Source organism: Proteiniphilum propionicum (assembly GCF_022267555.1).
In the GTDB taxonomy this organism is placed as follows: domain Bacteria; phylum Bacteroidota; class Bacteroidia; order Bacteroidales; family Dysgonomonadaceae; genus Proteiniphilum; species Proteiniphilum propionicum.
Genome location: NZ_CP073586.1, coordinates 363,579 through 384,015, shown reverse-complemented (window position 1 = coordinate 384,015; position 20,437 = coordinate 363,579). Strand labels below are relative to the sequence as shown.

Below are 20,437 nucleotides of genomic sequence, written 5' to 3'. Positions count from 1 at the left end.
TAATGAAGAATGATTTTTTACTAACAATATTGCTATTTTTTATAGTTTTCCCTTTTCCCAGAATGTATTCGCAAACCGTATCGGAAGTACAAAAACCGGAAGATATGGCAGTGGTATATGTGGAGAGAAATCCGAAACCTGTTGCAACAGAATTGGAAAAAAAGAATGGCTTTATCGCTTACCCCAGTCATTCATTGGAAATGTCGTTCGAACATTCGAGGCCCGATTCAATACGGCTTACGGGTATCGATGCTTTTGCAGCACAGGGAGAAATAATCCCGATAACTTTCTGTCTGTATGCCTTACGTGATTTGAAGGATGTTAAATTGACCATTTCAGAATTGAGAAAGAACGATGGCTCAATTATTCCGGCTGCAAGTATGAATTTGCATATAGTGAGGTACTTAACCAAGAGATTTATGTATCAGAAACTTCAACATTTGGTGAGTGCTCCTGCGTACATTACTTTGCTTGAAAAACCTCTTTCAATTTCTGCCGATAGAAGTGAAAAATTTTGGATAAATTTCAATTCTCCCGAGAATACCACTCCCGGGGTATATACCGGTACGATCACCCTTCAGACAAAAGAAGCATCTCAAAAGATCCCTTTAAAAATAAGGATTCTACCTTTTAAACTTCCAGAGCCCAAAGGGTTGCTATATGGAATGTACTATATGGCCTATAATCAAATATTTGGGAATCTTAAAACGGTTGACGAGATACGTGCACAAGTGCGGCACGATTTGGCGGATATGCGGATTCACGGCATGACCTCCTTAGGGATATGCAATGGGGTGGAACCAAGCAGTTATACCGTTTCCGATAAAGGAGAAGTGAAGTTTCATTTCGATGGTACCACGCTTTTCGAATTAACAATGGAGGCATACAAAGAATTCAAATTTACAGAACCGGTTATCGATATGTCCAAGGCAGCTCAAAAAGCAATTAGAGGATATACATTCGGTACTCCTGAATATGATTCAATCTATGTTGGCTTTTATAAAGAACTGTTTAAAGAAGCAAGGTCTAAAGGATGGCCTGAAATATACATCCAGCCTTGCGATGAACCAGGATGGCATTCGCAACAGGAACGCGATGAGAATCTGCATTTATTGAAAGTACTGAAAGCGGCCGGTATTCCAACGGAAATAGATGGTCCAGGGGATGATTACTTTGTAAATATTGCGGGACCACATGCCGATTTTTGGAATTATAATGCTGCGCTCAGCTCGGAGGAAGATGTACGAAAAGCACAGTCGGAGGGTCGCAAAGTTACTCTATATAATTACGATGTTTCGGGTTGGCTTGGAGAATGCAGTCGTTGGGCAACTGGACTGTTTAACTGGAAGTTTGGGCTTGACGGTGCATTTAACTGGGTATATTATGGAGGCAGAAAAGATCTTTATAATGATCTTGACGGGAATAACGGCGATTGGATGCACTATTATCCCAAGACAGCAGAGCATCCCGGAGGCAGCTCCATTGGCTGGGAAAGTATTCGCCAAGGAGTAAACGACAGGCACTATCTTGAACTTTGTCAACAAACCATCTCAAGGGCAAATATCAAGGGAGGTGCGGCCGCTATAGTTGCCAAAAAGGCAGATGAAATGCTCAGAGAACTACGTGCAAATTTAAGCGACAACCCGGCAGCTCAATACAAAAATATGGATTGGACGATGTTTCTTCCCGAAACAGAAGCTAAAAAATACAGCTTTATTCCTCCCATTCACGGGAAAATATCTGCTTATGCCAGTGGCGAATACAAGTACGGGAACAATCTTAAATTGGATGATTACGATAAAATTCGCTGGATGGTAACAACACACATCGTTAATATGATGGAAAAAATGGGAGAGATCGCACCTGCCGGTATTCCGGTTACTTCTGATGTGAAAATATCCAAGACAATCCCCAAACCGGAATTTGCTCAAAAAACAATTAAAATCCCCCTTTTAAAAAATACTCCGGTTATTGATGGCCAAATTACTCCTAATGAATGGAAAGACGCTGCCGAAGTACAATTGACGCTGAATGATGTTTTCGAAGCACCTAAAATGCATACAAAAGTACATTGCGGGCTGCGTAACGATATGCTTTACATTGCATTCACCTGCACTGAGGAAGTGATCGATTTTCTTACCGTTAATGCTAACAAACAAGGGGATAATGTTACAAGTGATGACTGTGTAGAAGTATTTCTCGATCCCGGTATTACGCAGAGTAAATTTTATCATGTAGCCGTAAATCCGCTTGGAATCTATTTGACGGATGGAAGTTATAAGAATTGGAATCCCGATATAAAAACGGCAGCATCGATAAACAAAGAGAAACAGGAATGGATTGTGGAGCTCGGCATCCCTGTAAAAGGGATGGAATTAGCTCCCCGGTTTGGATTGAACTTCAATCGTGAACGCAGGCCAAAAGATGCGTTGCTCGAACTTTCATCGTGGGTAATGACAAGAGGTGGCTTTGGCAGGCCGGAGAGATTTGGAACCGCAATTATAGTTGATTAGCGAAGCAGACTTTTTATTCTATAGAATTGTGGTCTGTTTTATAAAAAGAATAACAAGGAAAGTTTGAATATTATGTAATGCATTATTTTGAATGGTGCGTTAGAAATGAGTGTTTATTATTTAATTTAAAAACAGAAGATCATGAAAAATTATATCTATTATATTATCATTCTACTGCTTTCTGGAGTGTTTATTCACTGCCGGCAAGATGAAATACCTCTTCCGGAAGAGATAATTCCAGAAGAACCGGCAACCCCGGAAATAGTGACGCGATATTATGTTTCAACAAAAGGAAACGATGCAAATTCGGGTATGGGTTCATCCAAAGAAAAAGCTTGGCGCACTATTACCTATGCGGCAACAAAAGCGGTAGCAGGTGATACAGTCTGTATAGAAGGAGGAAATTATGAAAATGAAAATGTGGTCATCACCAATGCGGGATCGGACGGCTCTCCTATTGTCTTTATGGGATACAACGGTACGCCAGTCCTCGACGGTGGAGATTATACGAAGAAAGGAATTTATATCTATGGCAAACCATATATAGTTTTAAAGAATATACGCGTAAAGCGTTATCTTTACGGTATTTGGGTTGATAACAGCCATCATGCGGTTTTAGATGGTTGTATAGCCGATTCATGTTGTAATGTCGATTATGTGAATAAGGGATACGATGGTTACGGTATTTTAGTCAAGAAAAGTAATTATTCAACCGTAAAGAATTGTTCGGCAACAGATAATGGAGGTAATAACTTTTTTTTATCCCAAACCGATAACTGTACTCTTCAGAATTGCAAGGCATATTGTAGGCAAACTGCCAATAACCGGTTTATGACAGACTATTTTGTTGTGTTGGCCTGGAGCAGCAACAATACGGTACGGGATTGTTATGTTGAAGATATAAACGGTTCATACAAGGGAAATCATGGTTTTATTGTTAAGGATAATCCCGGAGACAGTGGAGGACAACCATCCAGTACAGGGAACTTATTTGTAAACTGTTCGGCTAAAAAAATGGAAGAGTGTTTTTCATTTGCTCATGGGACCTATAATAATAAGGTGGATAGCTGTTTCGCTGATAATACCGGGAAAAACTCAATGTTTAATTTCTGTGTACAGAATCGGGATGGTGCCTATAGCAATATGATAGTTAACAGCAGATTTAAAGGTAAGACCGGTATTGTTAGTGTGTATGATGGTACAGAGGGAGCAAATCCACAAAATCAATCAGATAATGTCTTTTTGAACTGTATCTTTGAGGGTGATTTACAGAATAACACAATTGGCGTTTTTTTACGAAACTCAAAAAATACTGCATTCAAAAACTGCAACTTCATTAATATTCCCTTCTTATTCCGCTTTAGTTTAAGTAGTTCAGGGTCTGATGGTAATTCGGAAACAGTCTTAAAAAACTGTATTCTTTCAGCGGTTAATAACCAATTTGATGACCGTTCTCTTTCTGCTCCATGGGGTTTTAATAGAACGGAAACGGGCTATGATGATATGGAAGATGTTTCAGTTTCATACACCAATTTCTGGAATGGTTTTGCAAAGCTTTCAGGTACCGGAAATATAGCCGTTGATCCGCTATTTGCGGATGAAACGAATGGTGATTATCACCTGAAATCAAAAGAAGGAAGATGGAATGGAACAGCGTGGGTTACCGATAACGTTACCAGCCCATGTATAAATGCCGGAAACCCTGATGATGAATATTCAAAAGAGCCTTCTCCAAACGGTGATAGAATTAATATTGGAGTTTACGGAAATACTTCTGTGGCTTCAAAAGGTAGTGAAAACGCATCTCCCCCAGTGAATACGGATAAAATAACTTTTGTGACTGAAAAGTCTGTCGGAGAAACAATAAGGATAGCCTTGTATGCGGCAGCGGAAAATCAGGCTGATGTTTGGATTGATCTCAATAATAATGGGATTAAAGATGAAGGTGAAACGCCGGATTTCCCCTATTCTGTTTCCACTGGACTCACGAATTATGTGATTGGCGCACAAACCATCACCGTCTATGGGAATGTGTATCGGTTAGATTGCTATAGTAATAATAGAATTTCAGCTTTGGAGCCAGCAAGTAGTTCTCTTACCCACTTGTTCTGTCATAATAATAGTATTAGAGAGGCGAATATGACTACTTTAATGAACTCATTATTCGACCGGAAAAGTATTTCAGGTGGTACATTAGTCATTGTTGATACCACTTTGCCTTCAGAGCAAAACGTAGCTTTAAAGTCTGACGTGGATGTTGCCGTTGAAAAAAACTGGTCAGTATATGATTACAAGGGGAGTAATGCAAACAAAGTACCTTACGAAGGTGAATGAAAAGTTTAAATATTATTATCATATTCAACACTTCGGTATTTTTAAATAATTCTTATAATTCATTGAATATCAATAGAGTATGGCGCTTTCCGGGATTTAGCATAATTTATTGACTGTCAGTGTTATAAATGAAGATTTAACGAAGCATTAATATTCAAAATATTGAAATATAATTTTAGGAATCTATTTTTAGGGATAAAAGGACATGCCTCCCTTTGTCTAGGTTGAGAAAATTTTTTATTAGCTGGATTTGTTGTGTTATTATGGAAATACATTCTGAATCCAAACCTGAAACAATAATTAAAATGAAATTTAAGAATAAAAACTATTCACGTCGTGAATTTATAAAAACGAATTTAATTGTCGGAACGGGTGCTGTCATGGGAGCGGGAACGACAGGCAGGGTGCTGGCAAGTTGTACGGCGATAAACAAAACCACGCCCGCCGTTTTAGGTGGAAGCCCCCTGATAACCTCCCACGACTGGCCTTCGTGGCCTGTGTGGAAACCGGAAACCGACGAGAAGAGATTGCTGGAGGTGATGCGCGGTGGGGTGTGGTCGAGGGACAAGGTCACGGATGAATTCGAAAAAAAATGGGCGCAACTGCTGGGTTCCAAACGCTGCCTGGCTGTGGTGAACGGAACCAATGCCCTTAATACAGCCCTGGCGCAGCTGGAGATCGGATGGGGAGACGAGGTGCTGGTCACGCCCTACACTTTCATCGCGTCCGTGTCGTGCATCCTGTTCAACGGGGCCATTCCCGTTTTCGTGGACGTCGATCCCGAAACTTTCCAGATGGATCCGGACAAGATCGAGGAAAAGATAACCCCCCGCACCCGTGCAATTCTACCCGTTCATATTCTGGGACTACCCTGCGATATGGACCGGATCATGAAAATAGCACATAAACATAACCTGTTGGTGGTTGAAGATGCTTGCCAGGCATGGTTGGCAGAGATTAACGGAAAAAAGGTCGGCACCTTCGGGAATGCTGGGTGTTTTAGCTTTCAAAACTCCAAAAATATGCCTATGGGCGAAGGGGGAGCCATCGTCAGCGACGACGATGAATTCATGGACCGTTGTTTTTCGTATCACAATTACGGCAATCCTTACGGTTCTACAGCGGGGCAAATCGGTGCCGGTACCGTGATGGTAGGCACGAAACTACGCATTACCGAGTATCAGGCAGCTATCGGATTGGCACAGCTTGAGCGTTTGGAAGAGCAGACAACGGAAAGGAACGAAAATGCCAGGTATCTTCGGTCGCTAATCGCAAAAATTCCGGGAATTGTACCTTATAAGCTATATAAAAATGTAACAAGAGCTGCTTTTCACCTGTTCCCATTTTTGTATAACAGAGAGGATTTCAAGGGATTGCCCCGGAATAAATTTTTGGAGGCGTTGCATGCCGAAGGCGTTCCCTGTTCCGGTGGATATATGGAATTAAACAAAATGCCTTATTTGAAAAATGCCTTTGAAAGCAAATATTTCCGAAAATTATATCCTGCTGAGAGGCTGAATTACGATAAATACGCAGAGGAGAACCGGTGTCCGGTGAACGAGAAACTGTGCAACGAACAGGCAGTCTGGATCCCACAAAATATACTGTTGGGTTCTAAATCGGATATGAAAAATATAGCATCCGCCATCGAAAAGATTTATCATAATGCAGAACAGATAAAGAACAAACAGTCATGAAAAAAAATTCATCAGTGATAGTCTTGATAGTCTTGAACCTGTATCTAATTTTGTGCATGTCATTTTTTCCTGAATCTGTTCAAGAAAAAAATGATATTCAAAATAAACCGACAACAGAAGGATTGCATGCTGCTGTTTTTGATATTGATATCACCCCTCCTATTAGCTACAAAATGCCGTATGGAGTTGTAATAAATACATGGGATTTGGGGCTTCGGGCAAAAGGGATTGTTCTATCCGGCCCGGGAGAACCGGTCGTCTTGGTTTCTTTGGACTGGCTCGGCATAGCGAACGACTGTTACGATGAGTTCAAGCGTTCGCTTGCCCGGGCTGCGGGAACCACACCAGAACGGGTGGCCGTTCACGTTGTCCACCAGCATGATGCCCCTTATCCACGTGATTTCATAAACGACAATTTTGCATTGTCTGTTATACACCGCCTCGAAATGGCAGTTGCAAGTTCATTCGAGAATTTTATTCCCGTTACACACATAGGATTTGGTGAAGCGCAAGTGTACGGAGTGGCTTCCAACCGGCGGATTCTTGGTGTTGAAGGCAAAGTAAAGGCCATGCGTTGGACAGCCTGCAAAGATTCCACATTACGTGCCGAGCCCGAAGGATTGGTTGACGCGAAGCTGTCGGCTGTGAGCTTTTGGAATGAGGATAAACCCGTTGCTGTGTTAAACTTCTACGCCACTCACCCGCAAAGTTATTACGGCACCGGCGTACCCAATCCAGACTACCCCGGGATAGCCCGTTTTTATCGGCAACTTGCTGTACCCGATGCGTTACAAGTTTATTTCACGGGAGCAGGTGGAAACGTGGGAGCAGGTAAATACAACGATGGTTCGCAAGAAAACAGAGGTGTTTTAGCTGAAAGAGTTGCAGACGGGATGAACCGGGCTTGGGAAAATTCCAAACGAAGTCTTGTTGCAACTTCCGATATTAAATGGAGTGTTGAACCGGTTTCTTTACCGCTGGACTCGGTAAAGGCAGGCAAAGACCTTTGGCAGAGAACAAAATCGGGGAAAAAAGTTGACATCCAGTGCCTGGCTCTTGGCAACTCCAGGATTCTTTTTCTCCCGGGAGAATTAACGGTTGAGTATCAGTTAGCCGCAAAAAAAATGCGACCAGATTTGTTTGTTGCTATGGCGGCGTACGGCGACCTGGGGTTTGGATATATTCCCAGTTCCAAAGCTTTTACTCAGGGAGGTTACGAGGTGGAGGTGGCGAAAGTAACCCCTGAAGCGGAAGAAGTGCTTTTAGATGCCATTTCCAAATTGTTGAATGACAAGCATTAATCCATTTCTCTTCCATACATATCGCTGTAGTGTAGCTAAATAAGCGCTTATTGTAAGATTATCTTTAATTTTGACCAAGGATATTAAACTGCCGAATTTAGAAAAAACAATGATACATAACATTTAGCAGATATAAGGAGAAAGTAAAATGATTAATAATAAATATCAAATTTGTTCTGTGGTAAATAATCGTATTATAGCCTTCCTTTTCTTTTTATCCCTTTCATTTGTCATAGGCAATGCTCAGGGAATTATACCTTTTCCCAATCATTATGAACAAAGGGAAGGCGTGTCAATAGTTCCTCAAGTAATCACTGTCTCGGCCGAATCAGGGGAATTCAGCTCCCTGATTCCCGGATTTGTGGAAACGCTGGAAAATTTTTCCTTGCAAGCAAAGAAGACAGGGAAAAAGGGATGGATACAATTAGTCAGAAACGCAGTCTGTCACAATCCCGAAGAATACCGGTTGATAGTTTCCCCCACAGGTATTATTATTGAAGCCGGATGTGCAAACGGTTGTTTTTACGGGTTGCAGTCGGCTTTTCAGTTGATAAACAGTGCCGGGGCAGTAGGCTCCATTCCATGTGCCGTCATTCGTGACAATCCCCGTTATGGCTGGCGCGGTTTGATGCTGGATGAATCCCGCCATTTTATGGGAAAAGCCGAAGTGAAGAAATTACTCGACTTGATGGCGTTGCACAAACTAAATAAATTCCACTGGCACCTTACCGACTCCCAGGGGTGGAGAATCGAAATCAAGCAGTATCCCCTATTGACTTCCGTGGGAGCCATCGGCAACCTCACCGATCCGGATGCCCCGGCTCAATATTACACACAGGCCGAAATAGCCGAAATAGTGCAATATGCGGCAGAGCGGTTTATCGAAGTCATTCCCGAAATAGATATGCCGGGACATGCCACCTCCGCGGTTAAAGCCTATCCCGAGTTCAGCGGCAGCGGTTCAAAGCGGTATCCCCACTTTACTTTTAATCCGGGGAAAGAGGGCACCTATACGTTTCTAACAAATATTCTAAAAGAGATAACCGCTCTTTTTCCTTCAAAATATATCCATATAGGCGGAGATGAGGTGCACTTTGGCAATGAGCAGTGGAATCACTTGACTGAAATCGGAGAGCTGATGAGAACAGAACGACTCAACGACCTGGTGGCAGTGGAACACTACTTCCTGAACAGGATGTCGGACTCCATCCGTACGCTGGGTAAAACCGTTATGGGATGGGATGAAGTGGTCACTGCCGGCTTGCCCGTGTCCAATACGGTGGTGATGTGGTGGCGTCAAGAGAGGCCTGAACAGCTTGAAAAAGCGATAAGTAAAGGTTATGAAATAGTGCTGTGTCCGCGGCTGCCCCTCTATTTGGATTTCGTCCAGCATCCGTTGCATCAATACGGCCGGAAATGGTCGAAAGGCGAGTACGCACCCATGGAAAGGGTCTATCATTTTCCCGGTACGGGTTACACTTCAGGCATATCTGTGGCTACACCATTGGTCAAAGGCCTGCAAGGGAATGTATGGACAGAAAGAATTCATACGTCCGAGCGGTTACAGTTTATGGTATATCCCCGGCTGTCGGCATTGGCGGAAGCCGCATGGACGCAAGATCGGTCAAAAAATTACGAGAACTTCAATTTGCGGATGGACAGGATGATGGAAATTTACAAAAAATCCGGCATCGTTTTCTTCGATTATAAAAACCCCGATTCAAGTCCTGAAGTTGCAGGGCCGGAAATGAGAAAAAAAGATTGAAGAGATGGAATCGAATCAAACAAACCATGTGCCTACCGGCATGGGCAAGGAACAGGAAAGAATCCTTTCCATAGACTTCTTTAGGGGATTGGTGATGTTTATCCTTGTATCGGGGATAGCGACCCTGTTTCACCAAATGACGGAACAGGGGCAGGGAGGTGCGTTTATTGCCTGGCTCGACAAGCACTCCAATCACGGCAACTGGTTCGAGATCTATTTCTGGGACCTGATACAGCCTTTTTTTATGTTTATCGTCGGTGTCTCCATGCCTTTCTCTCTTTCCAAAAGGCTTGCACGGGGCGATAGCTGGAAGCGGTCGTTCATCCATGCCCTGAAGCGTTCCTTCTGGCTGCTGCTGCTCGGTTTTATGCTGGGAGCAAAAGACGATACCTATTACCTGACCAATATCCTTCCCCAACTGGCGTTTGTGTATGTGTTTGCCTTTCTGTTGTTGCAAAAGGATGTGAAATGGCAACTGGTGGTTTCCTTTGCGCTGATACTGGTCTCCGACCTGCTTTACCAGCTTTGGTCGATAAAAGGATACAATATGCCCTACACGCCCGACCACAATTTCGGCGCATGGTTAGATTCAGTCACAGTGGGTCATCTGCATCCCGACCATTGGGTCACATTCAATGCGGTGCCTACTTGCGCCCATATCCTCTGGGGCGTCTGCATAGGAAAATTATTAATGACTGATTGGCCCCGAAAGAAAAAACTATGGATCATGCTTTCAACCGGGGTCGCCGGGATCATGGGAGGGTATCTGCTGGGGTTATGTATCCCCATGATAGAGCGTATCAGCACCGGCTCTTTTGTCATTTTCAGCGGCGGTTGGTGCTTGCTGGCGATGGGATTGTCCTATCTCTTTGTGGATATACTCCGCTTCAGAAAGGTAGCCACGTTCTTTGCCATCGTGGGTATGAACCCTATTTTTATTTACCTTTTCAGCAGCCTCGGCGGAAAGAGTCTGCTTACCCGGATGGCCCGTCCGTTCACGTACCGTCTTTTTGGCTGGGGAGGCGATATGGTGATCAACATGGTGACGATTGCGGTGGTGGCGTTTATGGTCTGGGGCATCTGCTATTATATGTATAAACGGAATATTTTCATTAAATTGTAAAATAAATAATGATATGAAAAGAATACATGTAGGTTTGGTATTGTTTCTGCTGTATCTCTTGTCGGTGAATATATCGACTTTATCGGCGAAGGAGCCTGAAAGGGTGATCCTGTTCATGATTGACGGAATGCACTGGCAGGCGCCGGAAAAATTGAATATGCCGGTGCTTAATTCCCTGATAAAGGGAGGGACGTACGTGCGGAAATCGTACATGATCATTCCCCATCACCCCACGGTGGGGGATTACAGTCTGTCGAACAGTTGCTCCTTTCCCAACCCGATGCTGCATGAAGGCACCATCTTCCTGAGCCCGAAGAATAAAATGATCCAGGAGATGATCTCCCCGAAGCAACAGACGGCATTCGTGGTGAACACGACCGCCTATCGTTCCGTGGGAAGGGGTTTCTCCACCTGTATCATGGATAACTCGCTGACGGATGATCAGACGGTACAACAGGCCATCAACCTGCTGGAAAGCCAGGAGATCCGTTTTATGCGCGTTCACCTGCAAAGCCCGGGATCCCTAGGTACGAATATAGCCATGTTCAGTGAAGGGAAGCCTTATGCGAGAGATGTTTTCGGAGAGGGTTCTCCTTATGTCGAAGCCATTGAGAATGCCGACAGACTGCTGGGAGAGTTGATCGATTACCTGAAAACGGCAGGAAAATGGGAGAGTACCGTTTTAATAGTAACCTCCGATCACGGACAGAGTAAGGTGGGATGGCATCCCATGCTCGACGAGGATAGCTGGGTGACGCCGTTGGTCTTTGGCGGAACCGGAATCGCCCGGGGACGTGAACTCCCTTACTTTGAGCATACCGACCTTGCGCCGACAATTGCCCGGCTGTTGGGCGTGGAAGCCCCGAACACCGGCGGCGGGGCGGGAAAAGCCGTGGAAGAGATCATGGCAAAAACGGACGCATCATCCTATCATCCAGCCCGATATATCAAAACCATCAATCAGCAAATCCGGCAATACAATATTCTGTATGCCCAATTGGTTTTGGTTGCCGAGAAGAATAACTATGTGGCCAATATTATCTCCTCCCTCTCCAATGAATACCTGACGCCCGAGCCGTTTTACCATCAGGACAGGATAACGGAGTGGCACAGGGCGGGTTCAACGGAACACCTGATAGAGGCCAACGAGGACGTATTGCATAAAATGAAAGAAACATTGCTGATCAAATAAAAATTTATGGTACAAAATTTATTGAACAAAAATCGGTTGCGGCTCGGTATGGCTTTTCTTTGGATGATTTCCATTTGCTGCCTTCACACCACAACCGTACATGCACAGGACACGGAAAAGATGGCGAAGCAAAACGCTTTTGAGCAGATTTTCGGCGATGCCGTCAGACTGGATCCTGCTATGGTTGAAAAAGTAAAAAATGATACCCCGGGTAAGCGCCACTATGTGGACAGGGACGGTGACGGCAAGCCGGAGGAGGTGTGGTTTATCGATATCGAACCGCGCCATACGGAAGCAAAAAAACCGATACTGGTCAAAGTGATTGACGAGAATGGTAATCTGGAGATGGGCAAGGAGCCCGAAAAGTATGGAGATCTCTGGATCGCCGACTGGCATGCCGACGGATTGGTCGATGCCGTGATCAGCTATCGCGATTTCGACGGAGACGGGGATCTCGACGTGATGGAATGGTTCACTTACGGTAAGAAAGGCTGGCGGGTTCCTTTTGATGGATTGCGGGTGCTTGTCTCAACCGACGATGGGGACGATAACCTGTTGGATTACGATATGGATTATGTCTATTATCAGATTCCTTGCCAGAACCACTCACATTTTGGAGGAAATGAAAGTTTTGTCGCTTATTACCTGAATCCTGAACAAGACAAATGGATCCCTCATTTTGAGAACCCGTTCCTTTTTTACGATTTCGATAACGACGGCATCAGTGAAGAGGTAATTCGCGTAGAAGGAAAAGAAGAGTTGGTGAAGTCACTCCGGTGGAGCTTTAATGTGAACCCGATAGCGGGAAAGCAAAGAGATTTCGATGTGTCCGTTTCGGCATGTGCAAAAGGATGGACACAAGAGAAGGATCGGGAGAGCGATTTCATCATGTATTTACCGGAAGAGCAAACGGAACATTTTATGATCCGGGGTATCCCTACCGGTCCGGTGTTGAAACGCTCTACTGCACGCAATTACTTGCAAACAGTTACTTGGGAACGTGTGTTGATGACCTGGAATGAGAATAACCTGAATATCGCATTCAATGATCCGAAAGATACCATTGAACGCTGGGAAGGAGTGATCAATGCCGCATCCACCGATTCAGGATACTATATGCCGCGAATCGGCGCTCCGGATTGCGGACCTTATAACAAACGCTATGAACTGGTGCTTAAGCCCTCTGGACCCAACGAGTTTTATTTCAATCCCGCCGACCATCGCGTCCATATTAAAAACAGCAACAGGAGCTGGATCAAGGTGGATTACGACTTCGACACAAAAACAGACATGGCGTACCTCTGGGTGGATACAGACAAGGACGGCATCATGGACAGGGTGGATATTGACACGGATGGCGACGGCATAACGGATGACTCCTTCCCCATAGATGTGTCGGACGTAAAACCGGTGGGCTGGACATTCAAGGAGTTAAACGAGACATTGGCGCCCATTTTTAAAACCGAACCGGAACATACATACAATCTGGTAATGGCTCTTACTACAGCACTCCGATCCACGAAGGAGGAAATGGAAGAAGACGCGGTGTGGGATTTGCTTGCAAATCGCATGCAGGGTAAAAATATTCCGGACGATATTGCACGTCGCCTTATCAACAGCGACCAATCCATATTGTACTACCTTACGCTGGTGCAGGACCGGCAGATCGACCGGCTGAAAAAATCGGGATACAAAAACAATTCCTTCTGGAGAAAATTCAACGCAGCCCGCAGTAAAGGCGACACACAAGCTATGGTCAAAACCGTCGCGAAACATTTCAAAACGGGCAGACCGGAAGAAGATTATCATGCATGGACGGCACGGTTGCGCAGGGAAGAGGACAGGCCGCGCGTGGCCTGGAACAACCAATGGCTTCCTCCCAACTGGGGATGGGAATCGGAAAAAGCGGCCTTCCGCTTTTACTTGGGTCATTTCGACCTCTTCGGTAAACGGCAGTGGATTGACACGCTGATCATGCCAAAAATAGCCGAGGGCAAGAGTTACCATATCGACCAGAACGGTTGGGGAATGGATATCCTGCACGTGGGGAAAACGGCGGGATGCGGAGGGGTCATCCTCTATGTGAATGGCGTGCCCTATCCGGTCCGCAACGAAACGGGCAAGGGAGCCCCCATTTTTAGCGGCCGGTTGGTGGAGGAAACACACCATAGGGTCATCCTTGAATTCGTGGCGGAAGGGGTCGGCCCTGAAAACGCCCCCTACACAGTACGGCTGCGTCCTTCAATCGGCGCCGGGGATCTTTATTCATCGGTGGTAGCGACGGTGGATGGCGGCGCTCCAGGCGATAAAATCGAATTGGGCATAGGTTTGGTTAGGTTACCGGACGAGACGTTCTTTTCCGACAAAGATGCCGGCATTATCGGTTCGTGGGGATTCCAGGATCCGGAGATCGGCTGGATAGGCATGGGAATCATGTTTCCACCGGAACGGTTCCTGCGTTTCGATAACCAACCGGAGGAACACCGGGTAGTACTGGATTGTAAACGTGGAAAACCAATAACTTATAACATTCAGGGTGACTGGTTGCGCGGGCATCAATTTCAATGTTGCCCTTCGGCACAGGATTGGTTTGATGTATTAAAACATTAAGAGGAAACAGTTGAAATAGATAACTCTTTAACTCCTCTGGGTGGAAGAGGAATTTGAAAATTAAAGCCTCCATATTGAACTGCACCCCAAAAGTTTTGTGTCCAACTTTTGGGGTGCAGTTCACAAGTTAAAGATCCCAATTTAGTAGGTGCATTAAGCGGACACAAAGAAGGCAGCAAGGCTTTTAATCGTTACAGACAGATTGATGAAGACATGAAAAAAGAACTGGTAAAATACCTTGATTAACAATAAATGTAACTTTTTACATAGAAAATCGAGAAAAAGTCGATTAACTATGCAGATAATGGCTATATTAGCGAAGTAAAAAATAATTACTCTAAGAATTCCCTACTCGATTTTGGTATTATTCCGATAGATTACACCTCATTACGAAGTATTTATCCTGCTCATAAATCATTAAACGATAAAATTTCCGATTTAGAAAAACAGGGTACTATTATTCGACTAAAGAGAGGAATGTATATTGTTTCTCCTCAAGTCTCAAAAAAACTCATATCTACTGAGCTGATTGCCAACCATCTCTATGGCCCTTCGTATGTATCAATGGAAAGTGCGTTACGGTTTTATGGATTAATACCCGAAAGAGTATTTAATACGGTCTCGATGACCTTAAAGAGAAGCCGGAGTTTTAAAAACCAATTCGGTCTGTTTAGTTACATATCATGTCCTGCGAATTATTACCCTATTGGAATTTCGCCAGTCGTTCAAGATGATTACGCTTTTCTGATTTCCTCGCCCGAAAAGGCGTTATGCGACCAAATTGCTTATACCCCAAAACTGCAACTTCGTTCCATAAAATTGCTTCAAACTTATTTAGAAGAGAATATCCGGTTTGATATGGATTTTTCCCTTGTTGCTCCCTTACTCATTTATGACGCGTTGTTTTGTATTACCGGATTTATATGCAAGGAAAATGCACGCTATGGTGTTCCGTAAATGGAAACAAAGGGTAAAAGGGCGTGATTGGTACGATTTTGAATGGTACGTTAGAAATGGAGTAAAACTAAATTTTAATCACTTGCAGGAGCGAATTAAACAATTTGATTATATTGAGATGAGCAAAGAACAATTCTTGGACAAATTAAAAGAACGGATAACAACTACTGATATCAAAATGGTTAAACGTGATGTATTGCCATTTATTAAAAATTCGGACGAGTTGGAAATCTGGTCGAATGATTACTTTTTGCAGTTAGCAGATATGATAAAGTTTTAAATCTGATAAAATGACTATATGAATAAATTGAATTCTAAGAGAATAATAGAATTTTGAAAAATAAGGATGTGTTAATTAAACTGTGTCAGGTTTTATTTTTATAGTTAATTGGGCACCTTTTTTCTAATGGGTAATGCTGAGACCTGAGTTTTAGTTGGTCAAAAACGGTTAGGAGTCGATCCCCTAATCGTTTTTATGTTCCAATGGTTCAAAGCATCGCCATCGTTTTACAAAGATATGATTAACAGAATTAAGTCAAATCCAGTAGACTACAACTCCTTTAAGCAAGACCTATATATCTGGAGCTACTCTTTATCAACAAAAAGAAACTACTCTGAAATATACACTGCCATTAAACAATTTATTGGAAACAACTTTAAGGTTTGGTTTAATTTGGCTTTGACTACAGAAACAAAATTTTTTAGGAGAGGAGTTCGAGCCCTTAATTGTATCGACTAAAGAAAATTCAGAACTAGCCCCATCTAATCATATAAATATTGATATTGGGACTGTTCATTCATCAAAAGGACAAACTCACTGTGCAACAATGTATGTTGAGACTTCTTTTTATAAATATGAAACTGAGAAGTTAAAAGTAAAAGCCAAAGGAGGTAAACGGATTTTAAACAACCCGCTATTCAAGCAAGAACACGAATATAATGGTGGAGAGTATAAAAGAACTAAAGAAGTGGTGAAAATGATGTATGTGGGTTTTTCCAGACCAACCCATTTGCTATGTTTTGCCTGTTTAAAAGAAAATGTTTGCGATGATATTAACCATTTCAGGGATGCGGGCTGGGAAATTGTGGATACAACAGAAGACTCTCAAAAATGACTCTCGTGGGGAAAATGTGGGATAATCTCTATTCGGGAACAATTTGGGAACAAATCTAAAAGCAAAAAATCCTAATTGATTATCCGTCAATTAGGATTTGTCTTTTCGAGTGCCCAGAGCCGGGATCGAACCGGCATGGAAGTGAATCCACTGGTGTTTGAGACCAGCGCGTCTACCAATTCCGCCATCTGGGCATCAGATTAAAGAGAGTGCAAAAGTACACATATTTTTGAGATTACAAAAAAAGTTTTCCCACTTTTTATTCATTTGCCGGACTTCGTTGCGATGTTTTCCATTTTTGTTTTGTATCTTTAAGGTAAAATAGAGAAAACCATAAACAAACTGTAACTAAATGGTGTTATTTATTTAGCATCTAACCCGTAAAATAGCAGGGGTAAATCAGTATGAATTTCATTTTATTAAATATATATGATCTTAGAAATGAGAAACAATCATAATTATTGTGTTATTATGAGCGGTGGAGTGGGTAGCCGCTTTTGGCCTTTTAGCAAGGAAGGTAAACCCAAACAATTTCTTGATTTTTTTGGAACAGGCAGATCTCTGCTGCAAACCACTTTCGACAGGTTTAAAAAGATTGTTCCAGCTGAGAATATTTTTGTCGTTACAAATGATGCATATGCAGAGATGACAAAAAAACAACTCCCGGAGTTGAAAGAGAATCAAATTCTGCTGGAGCCTATAAGACGAAATACTGCACCTGCTATTGCCTACGCTTCATTCAGGATCAGGTCGGTGGATCCTGAAGCAAATATAATTGTAGCACCATCAGATCATCTGATAATGAAGGAGGATGAGTTTGTAGCTGATATGAAAAACGGCCTTAATTTTGTGGCTGAAAATCCATATCTGCTGACACTGGGTATAACACCTAGCCGTCCTGAAACAGGTTATGGTTATATTCAGGTTAATGAGAAAGAGATGGGTGGCATACACAAAGTGAAAGCGTTTACCGAAAAACCAAATTTTGAAATTGCTAAGAAGTTTGTCGACAGTGGAGAATTTGTATGGAACTCGGGCATATTTCTCTGGAATGTGAACACTATTTTAGATGCATTTGGTAAATACCTTCCTGATATAATTCAGAAATTCAGTGAAGGCAGAGAGCTGTTTAATACACCTGCAGAAAAAGAGTTTATTGATGCCAGTTTCCCCTTCTGCCCCAATATTTCAATCGATTACGGAGTCCTGGAAAAAGCAGACAACGTGTATGTAAACATCTCCAATTTTGGATGGAGTGATCTGGGTACGTGGGGGGCGTTACACGATATATCTGCCCGCGACGAGAACAATAATGCCAACCTGCATTGTAAAACGTTTTATATAGAAAGTACCGGTAACATTGTTGCTATGAGTGAGGATAAACTGGTAGTGATACAGGGACTTGACGATTATATAGTGGCTGAGTCGGATAATGTGCTGCTTATATGCAAAAAAAGCGAAGAGCAGCGCATCAAACATTTCGTGACAGATGTGAAATTCCGTTACGGAGACAAATATATTTAAAACTCTTACCCTGCCGGCAGAGGCCTTTCAGCAGATAACATAACCTTGTTTCAGGTTTGCAGAGCTGATGTTTTGCAAAATCGCTGGAGACTGTTAGCTTATGAACAGCAGCTCTCTGTACTTCGGCAGGGTCCACATCTGATTGTCAACTATCAGTTCCAGCTTGTCCACGTGATAACGGATAACGTTGAAGAAGACTTCTACCGTGTCGTGGTAGGCCAGGGCCTTGTCACGGGCCTCTTCCAGCTTGTTGGCCGCCTTGCGGGCGTCCACCATATCATCCACGTTGGTTTTAATTGCTGATATATGGTCTGCAATCTCCTCGATAAGGGCAGCGTCTTCTTTTGATAGCCTGTCCGCTTTCTCTTTGTCGAAAACGGCATGCATTTTATATATGTTATCCAGCAACATCGATTGGTATTCGGTAGCAACAGGTATGATATGGTTCATGCAGAGGTCGCCAAGCACACGTGCTTCTATCTGTACCTTTTTGGTATAGGTTTCCCACTTCACCTCGTTGCGGGCATGTAGTTCCTTTTCGTTCAGTACGCCTATGCTTTCGAACATCTCTACCGATTCTTTCGAGGTATACACGTCATATATAAGGGGAACGCTTGTTTCGCAGTCTATCCCTCTTCTTTTGGCTTCCTCTCTCCATTCGTCGCTGTAACCGTTACCTTCGAAGCGGATTGGTTTGGATTCTTTGATATAAAGTCGGAGAGTATCGAATATAGCCTCCTCTTTCTTTATTCCTTTTTTCATTTTTCGGTCAATCTCTTTTTTGAAATTGATCAACTGGGCAGCAACAGCTGAATTCAAAGCGATCATGGCAGATGAACAGTTAGCAGATGAACCTACTGCCCTGAATTCAAAGCGATTGCCGGTAAAAGCGAAGGGAGATGTGCGGTTTCTGTCGGTATTGTCGATCAGTACCTCGGGAATATGTGCTACACCAAGCTGCATCTTTTTCAATTCGTCAACGGTGATATCATCATCTTCCGAACTTTGCTCAATCTTATCCAGTACACCGGATATCTGCTTTCCTAGAAATACGGATATGATAGCTGGGGGCGCTTCGTTGGCTCCAAGCCTGTGTGCATTGTTGGCCGACATGATTGAGGCTTTAAGCAGCCCATTGTGTTTGTGTACTGCCATAAGGGTGTTTACCAGGAATGTGACAAACAAGAGGTTTTCATTGGCACTCTTGCCGGGTGTGAAAAGCCCTATGCCTGTATCGGTACAAAGCGACCAGTTGTTGTGCTTGCCTGAACCGTTTACTCCTGCAAATGGCTTTTCGTGGAGTAACAGTTTAAAATGGTGCCTGGCAGCAATCCGTCGCATGAGTGACATCACAAGCAGATTTTGATCTACTGCCAGATTTGTTTCACAGTAGATAGGCGCGAGTTCAAATTGATTAGGCGCTACTTCATTATGGCGTGTTTTCAAAGGAATGCCATATTTATATGCTTCAAACTCCACCTCACGCATAAATGAGGCTACCCTGGGGGGTATGGCACCAAAATAGTGATCTTCAAGCTGCTGGTTTTTGGCGCTCTCGTGCCCCATAAGTGTACGGTCTGTAAGGCTCAGATCGGGGCGTGCAGCATATAGTGCCTGGTCAACAAGAAAATACTCCTGCTCCCAGCCAAGAAATGAGTACACCTTCCTTACATCCGTGTGAAAAAGCCTGCAAACCTCAACCGCTGCTTTATCCACTGCAGTAAGTGATTTCAACAGCGGTGTTTTGTAGTCAAGTGCTTCCCCTGTGTAGGAGATAAAAACGGTTGGGATGCAAAGTGTATCATCTATGATAAAAGCGGGGGAGGAGGGGTCCCATGCTGTATATCCTCTCGCTTCAAAAGTATTTCGTATGCCGCCACTTGGAAAACTAGATGCATCAGGTTCCTGCTGAGCCAGCAATTTTCCGGAGAAGCGTTCAATGATACCCCCCCCCGGCCCATTCACATAATCGATAAACGAGTCATGCTTTTCTGCAGTTCCCTCGGTGAGCGGTTGAAACCAGTGAGTATAATGTGTAGCACCCATTTCCATTGCCCACATCTTCATGCCTGCCGCCACATGGTCGGCGATCTCACGATGCAGGGTGGTCCCGCGGTCTATTGCCTCAAGTACGGTATTCATAGTTTCCTTTGAAAGATATTTTGACATTTGTGTTCTATTGAACACATATTTACCAAAATATTCGGAGGGTAACTGATCAGGAACTGAAACTTCTACAGGAATTCTTTTTGATGCTGCTTCTACCGCTTTAAATCGTAATCTTGACATACCTACACATTATTATT

The 20,437-nt window shown here is 43.4% G+C and carries 12 protein-coding genes, 1 tRNA gene and 1 pseudogene; 12 read left to right on the top strand and 2 right to left on the bottom strand.

All coding sequences use genetic code 11. The features are described 5' to 3' along the window. Positions 1-2: 2 nt before the first annotated feature. The 11 genes and pseudogenes from KDN43_RS01430 to KDN43_RS01380 all read left to right on the top strand — a co-directional run bounded on the left by KDN43_RS01430 (position 3) and on the right by KDN43_RS01380 (position 16,607). Positions 3-2,513: a glycoside hydrolase domain-containing protein gene (locus KDN43_RS01430; RefSeq protein WP_238867926.1), complete on the top strand. Its 2,511-nt coding sequence runs from the start codon at positions 3-5 to the stop codon at positions 2,511-2,513. Between the two features lie 141 nt (positions 2,514-2,654). Further along, a complete protein-coding gene (locus KDN43_RS01425) occupies positions 2,655-4,847 on the top strand; it encodes a right-handed parallel beta-helix repeat-containing protein (RefSeq protein ID WP_238867925.1) in 2,193 nt (730 codons plus the stop codon). 305 nt (positions 4,848-5,152) lie between these two features. Further along, positions 5,153-6,544, top strand: coding sequence for a DegT/DnrJ/EryC1/StrS family aminotransferase (locus tag KDN43_RS01420; protein WP_238867924.1), 1,392 nt, complete (start codon positions 5,153-5,155; stop codon positions 6,542-6,544). Then, positions 6,541-7,845 carry a hypothetical protein gene (locus tag KDN43_RS01415; RefSeq protein WP_238867923.1) on the top strand — a complete coding sequence of 435 codons (1,305 nt, stop codon included), beginning with the start codon at positions 6,541-6,543 and terminating at the stop codon, positions 7,843-7,845. Before KDN43_RS01420 ends, KDN43_RS01415 begins: the two co-directional genes overlap by 4 nt. A gap of 148 nt (positions 7,846-7,993) precedes the next feature. Next, a complete protein-coding gene (locus KDN43_RS01410; protein WP_238867922.1) occupies positions 7,994-9,610 on the top strand; it encodes a beta-N-acetylhexosaminidase in 1,617 nt (538 codons plus the stop codon). 4 nt (positions 9,611-9,614) lie between these two features. Then, entirely contained in the window at positions 9,615-10,733 is a 1,119-nt protein-coding gene (locus tag KDN43_RS01405) for an acyltransferase family protein (RefSeq protein WP_238867921.1), read from the top strand. 13 nt (positions 10,734-10,746) lie between these two features. Then, positions 10,747-11,925: an alkaline phosphatase family protein gene (locus tag KDN43_RS01400; protein ID WP_238867920.1), complete on the top strand. Its 1,179-nt coding sequence runs from the start codon at positions 10,747-10,749 to the stop codon at positions 11,923-11,925. Positions 11,926-11,931: 6 nt separating this feature from the next. After that, on the top strand, positions 11,932-14,535 hold the full coding sequence (locus tag KDN43_RS01395; protein WP_238867919.1) for a DUF4861 family protein: 2,604 nt from the start codon (positions 11,932-11,934) through the stop codon (positions 14,533-14,535). A gap of 477 nt (positions 14,536-15,012) precedes the next feature. After that, complete coding sequence (locus tag KDN43_RS01390; protein ID WP_238869537.1) at positions 15,013-15,492, top strand: type IV toxin-antitoxin system AbiEi family antitoxin domain-containing protein; 480 nt, start codon at positions 15,013-15,015, stop codon at positions 15,490-15,492. Beyond that, positions 15,407-15,772, top strand: a pseudogene (locus KDN43_RS01385) (nucleotidyl transferase AbiEii/AbiGii toxin family protein); the annotation flags it as partial. The gene KDN43_RS01390 and the pseudogene KDN43_RS01385, both read left to right, overlap by 86 nt. A gap of 547 nt (positions 15,773-16,319) precedes the next feature. Continuing rightward, positions 16,320-16,607, top strand: coding sequence for a hypothetical protein (locus KDN43_RS01380; protein ID WP_238867918.1), 288 nt, complete (start codon positions 16,320-16,322; stop codon positions 16,605-16,607). Positions 16,608-16,717: 110 nt separating this feature from the next. Here the strand turns inward: KDN43_RS01380 and KDN43_RS01375 are convergent. Continuing rightward, a tRNA-Leu gene (locus KDN43_RS01375) sits at positions 16,718-16,801 on the bottom strand. A 247-nt stretch (positions 16,802-17,048) separates the two neighbouring features. Here KDN43_RS01375 and KDN43_RS01370 point away from each other — a divergent pair. Continuing rightward, the gene (locus tag KDN43_RS01370; RefSeq protein WP_238867917.1) at positions 17,049-18,131 is read left to right on the top strand and encodes a mannose-1-phosphate guanylyltransferase; all 1,083 of its coding nucleotides are present in this window, start codon (positions 17,049-17,051) and stop codon (positions 18,129-18,131) included. Positions 18,132-18,224: 93 nt separating this feature from the next. Here KDN43_RS01370 and KDN43_RS01365 read toward each other — a convergent pair whose 3' ends face one another. After that, positions 18,225-20,420 carry a glutamine synthetase III family protein gene (locus KDN43_RS01365; protein WP_238867916.1) on the bottom strand — a complete coding sequence of 732 codons (2,196 nt, stop codon included), beginning with the start codon at positions 20,418-20,420 and terminating at the stop codon, positions 18,225-18,227. Positions 20,421-20,437: the final 17 nt, after the last annotated feature.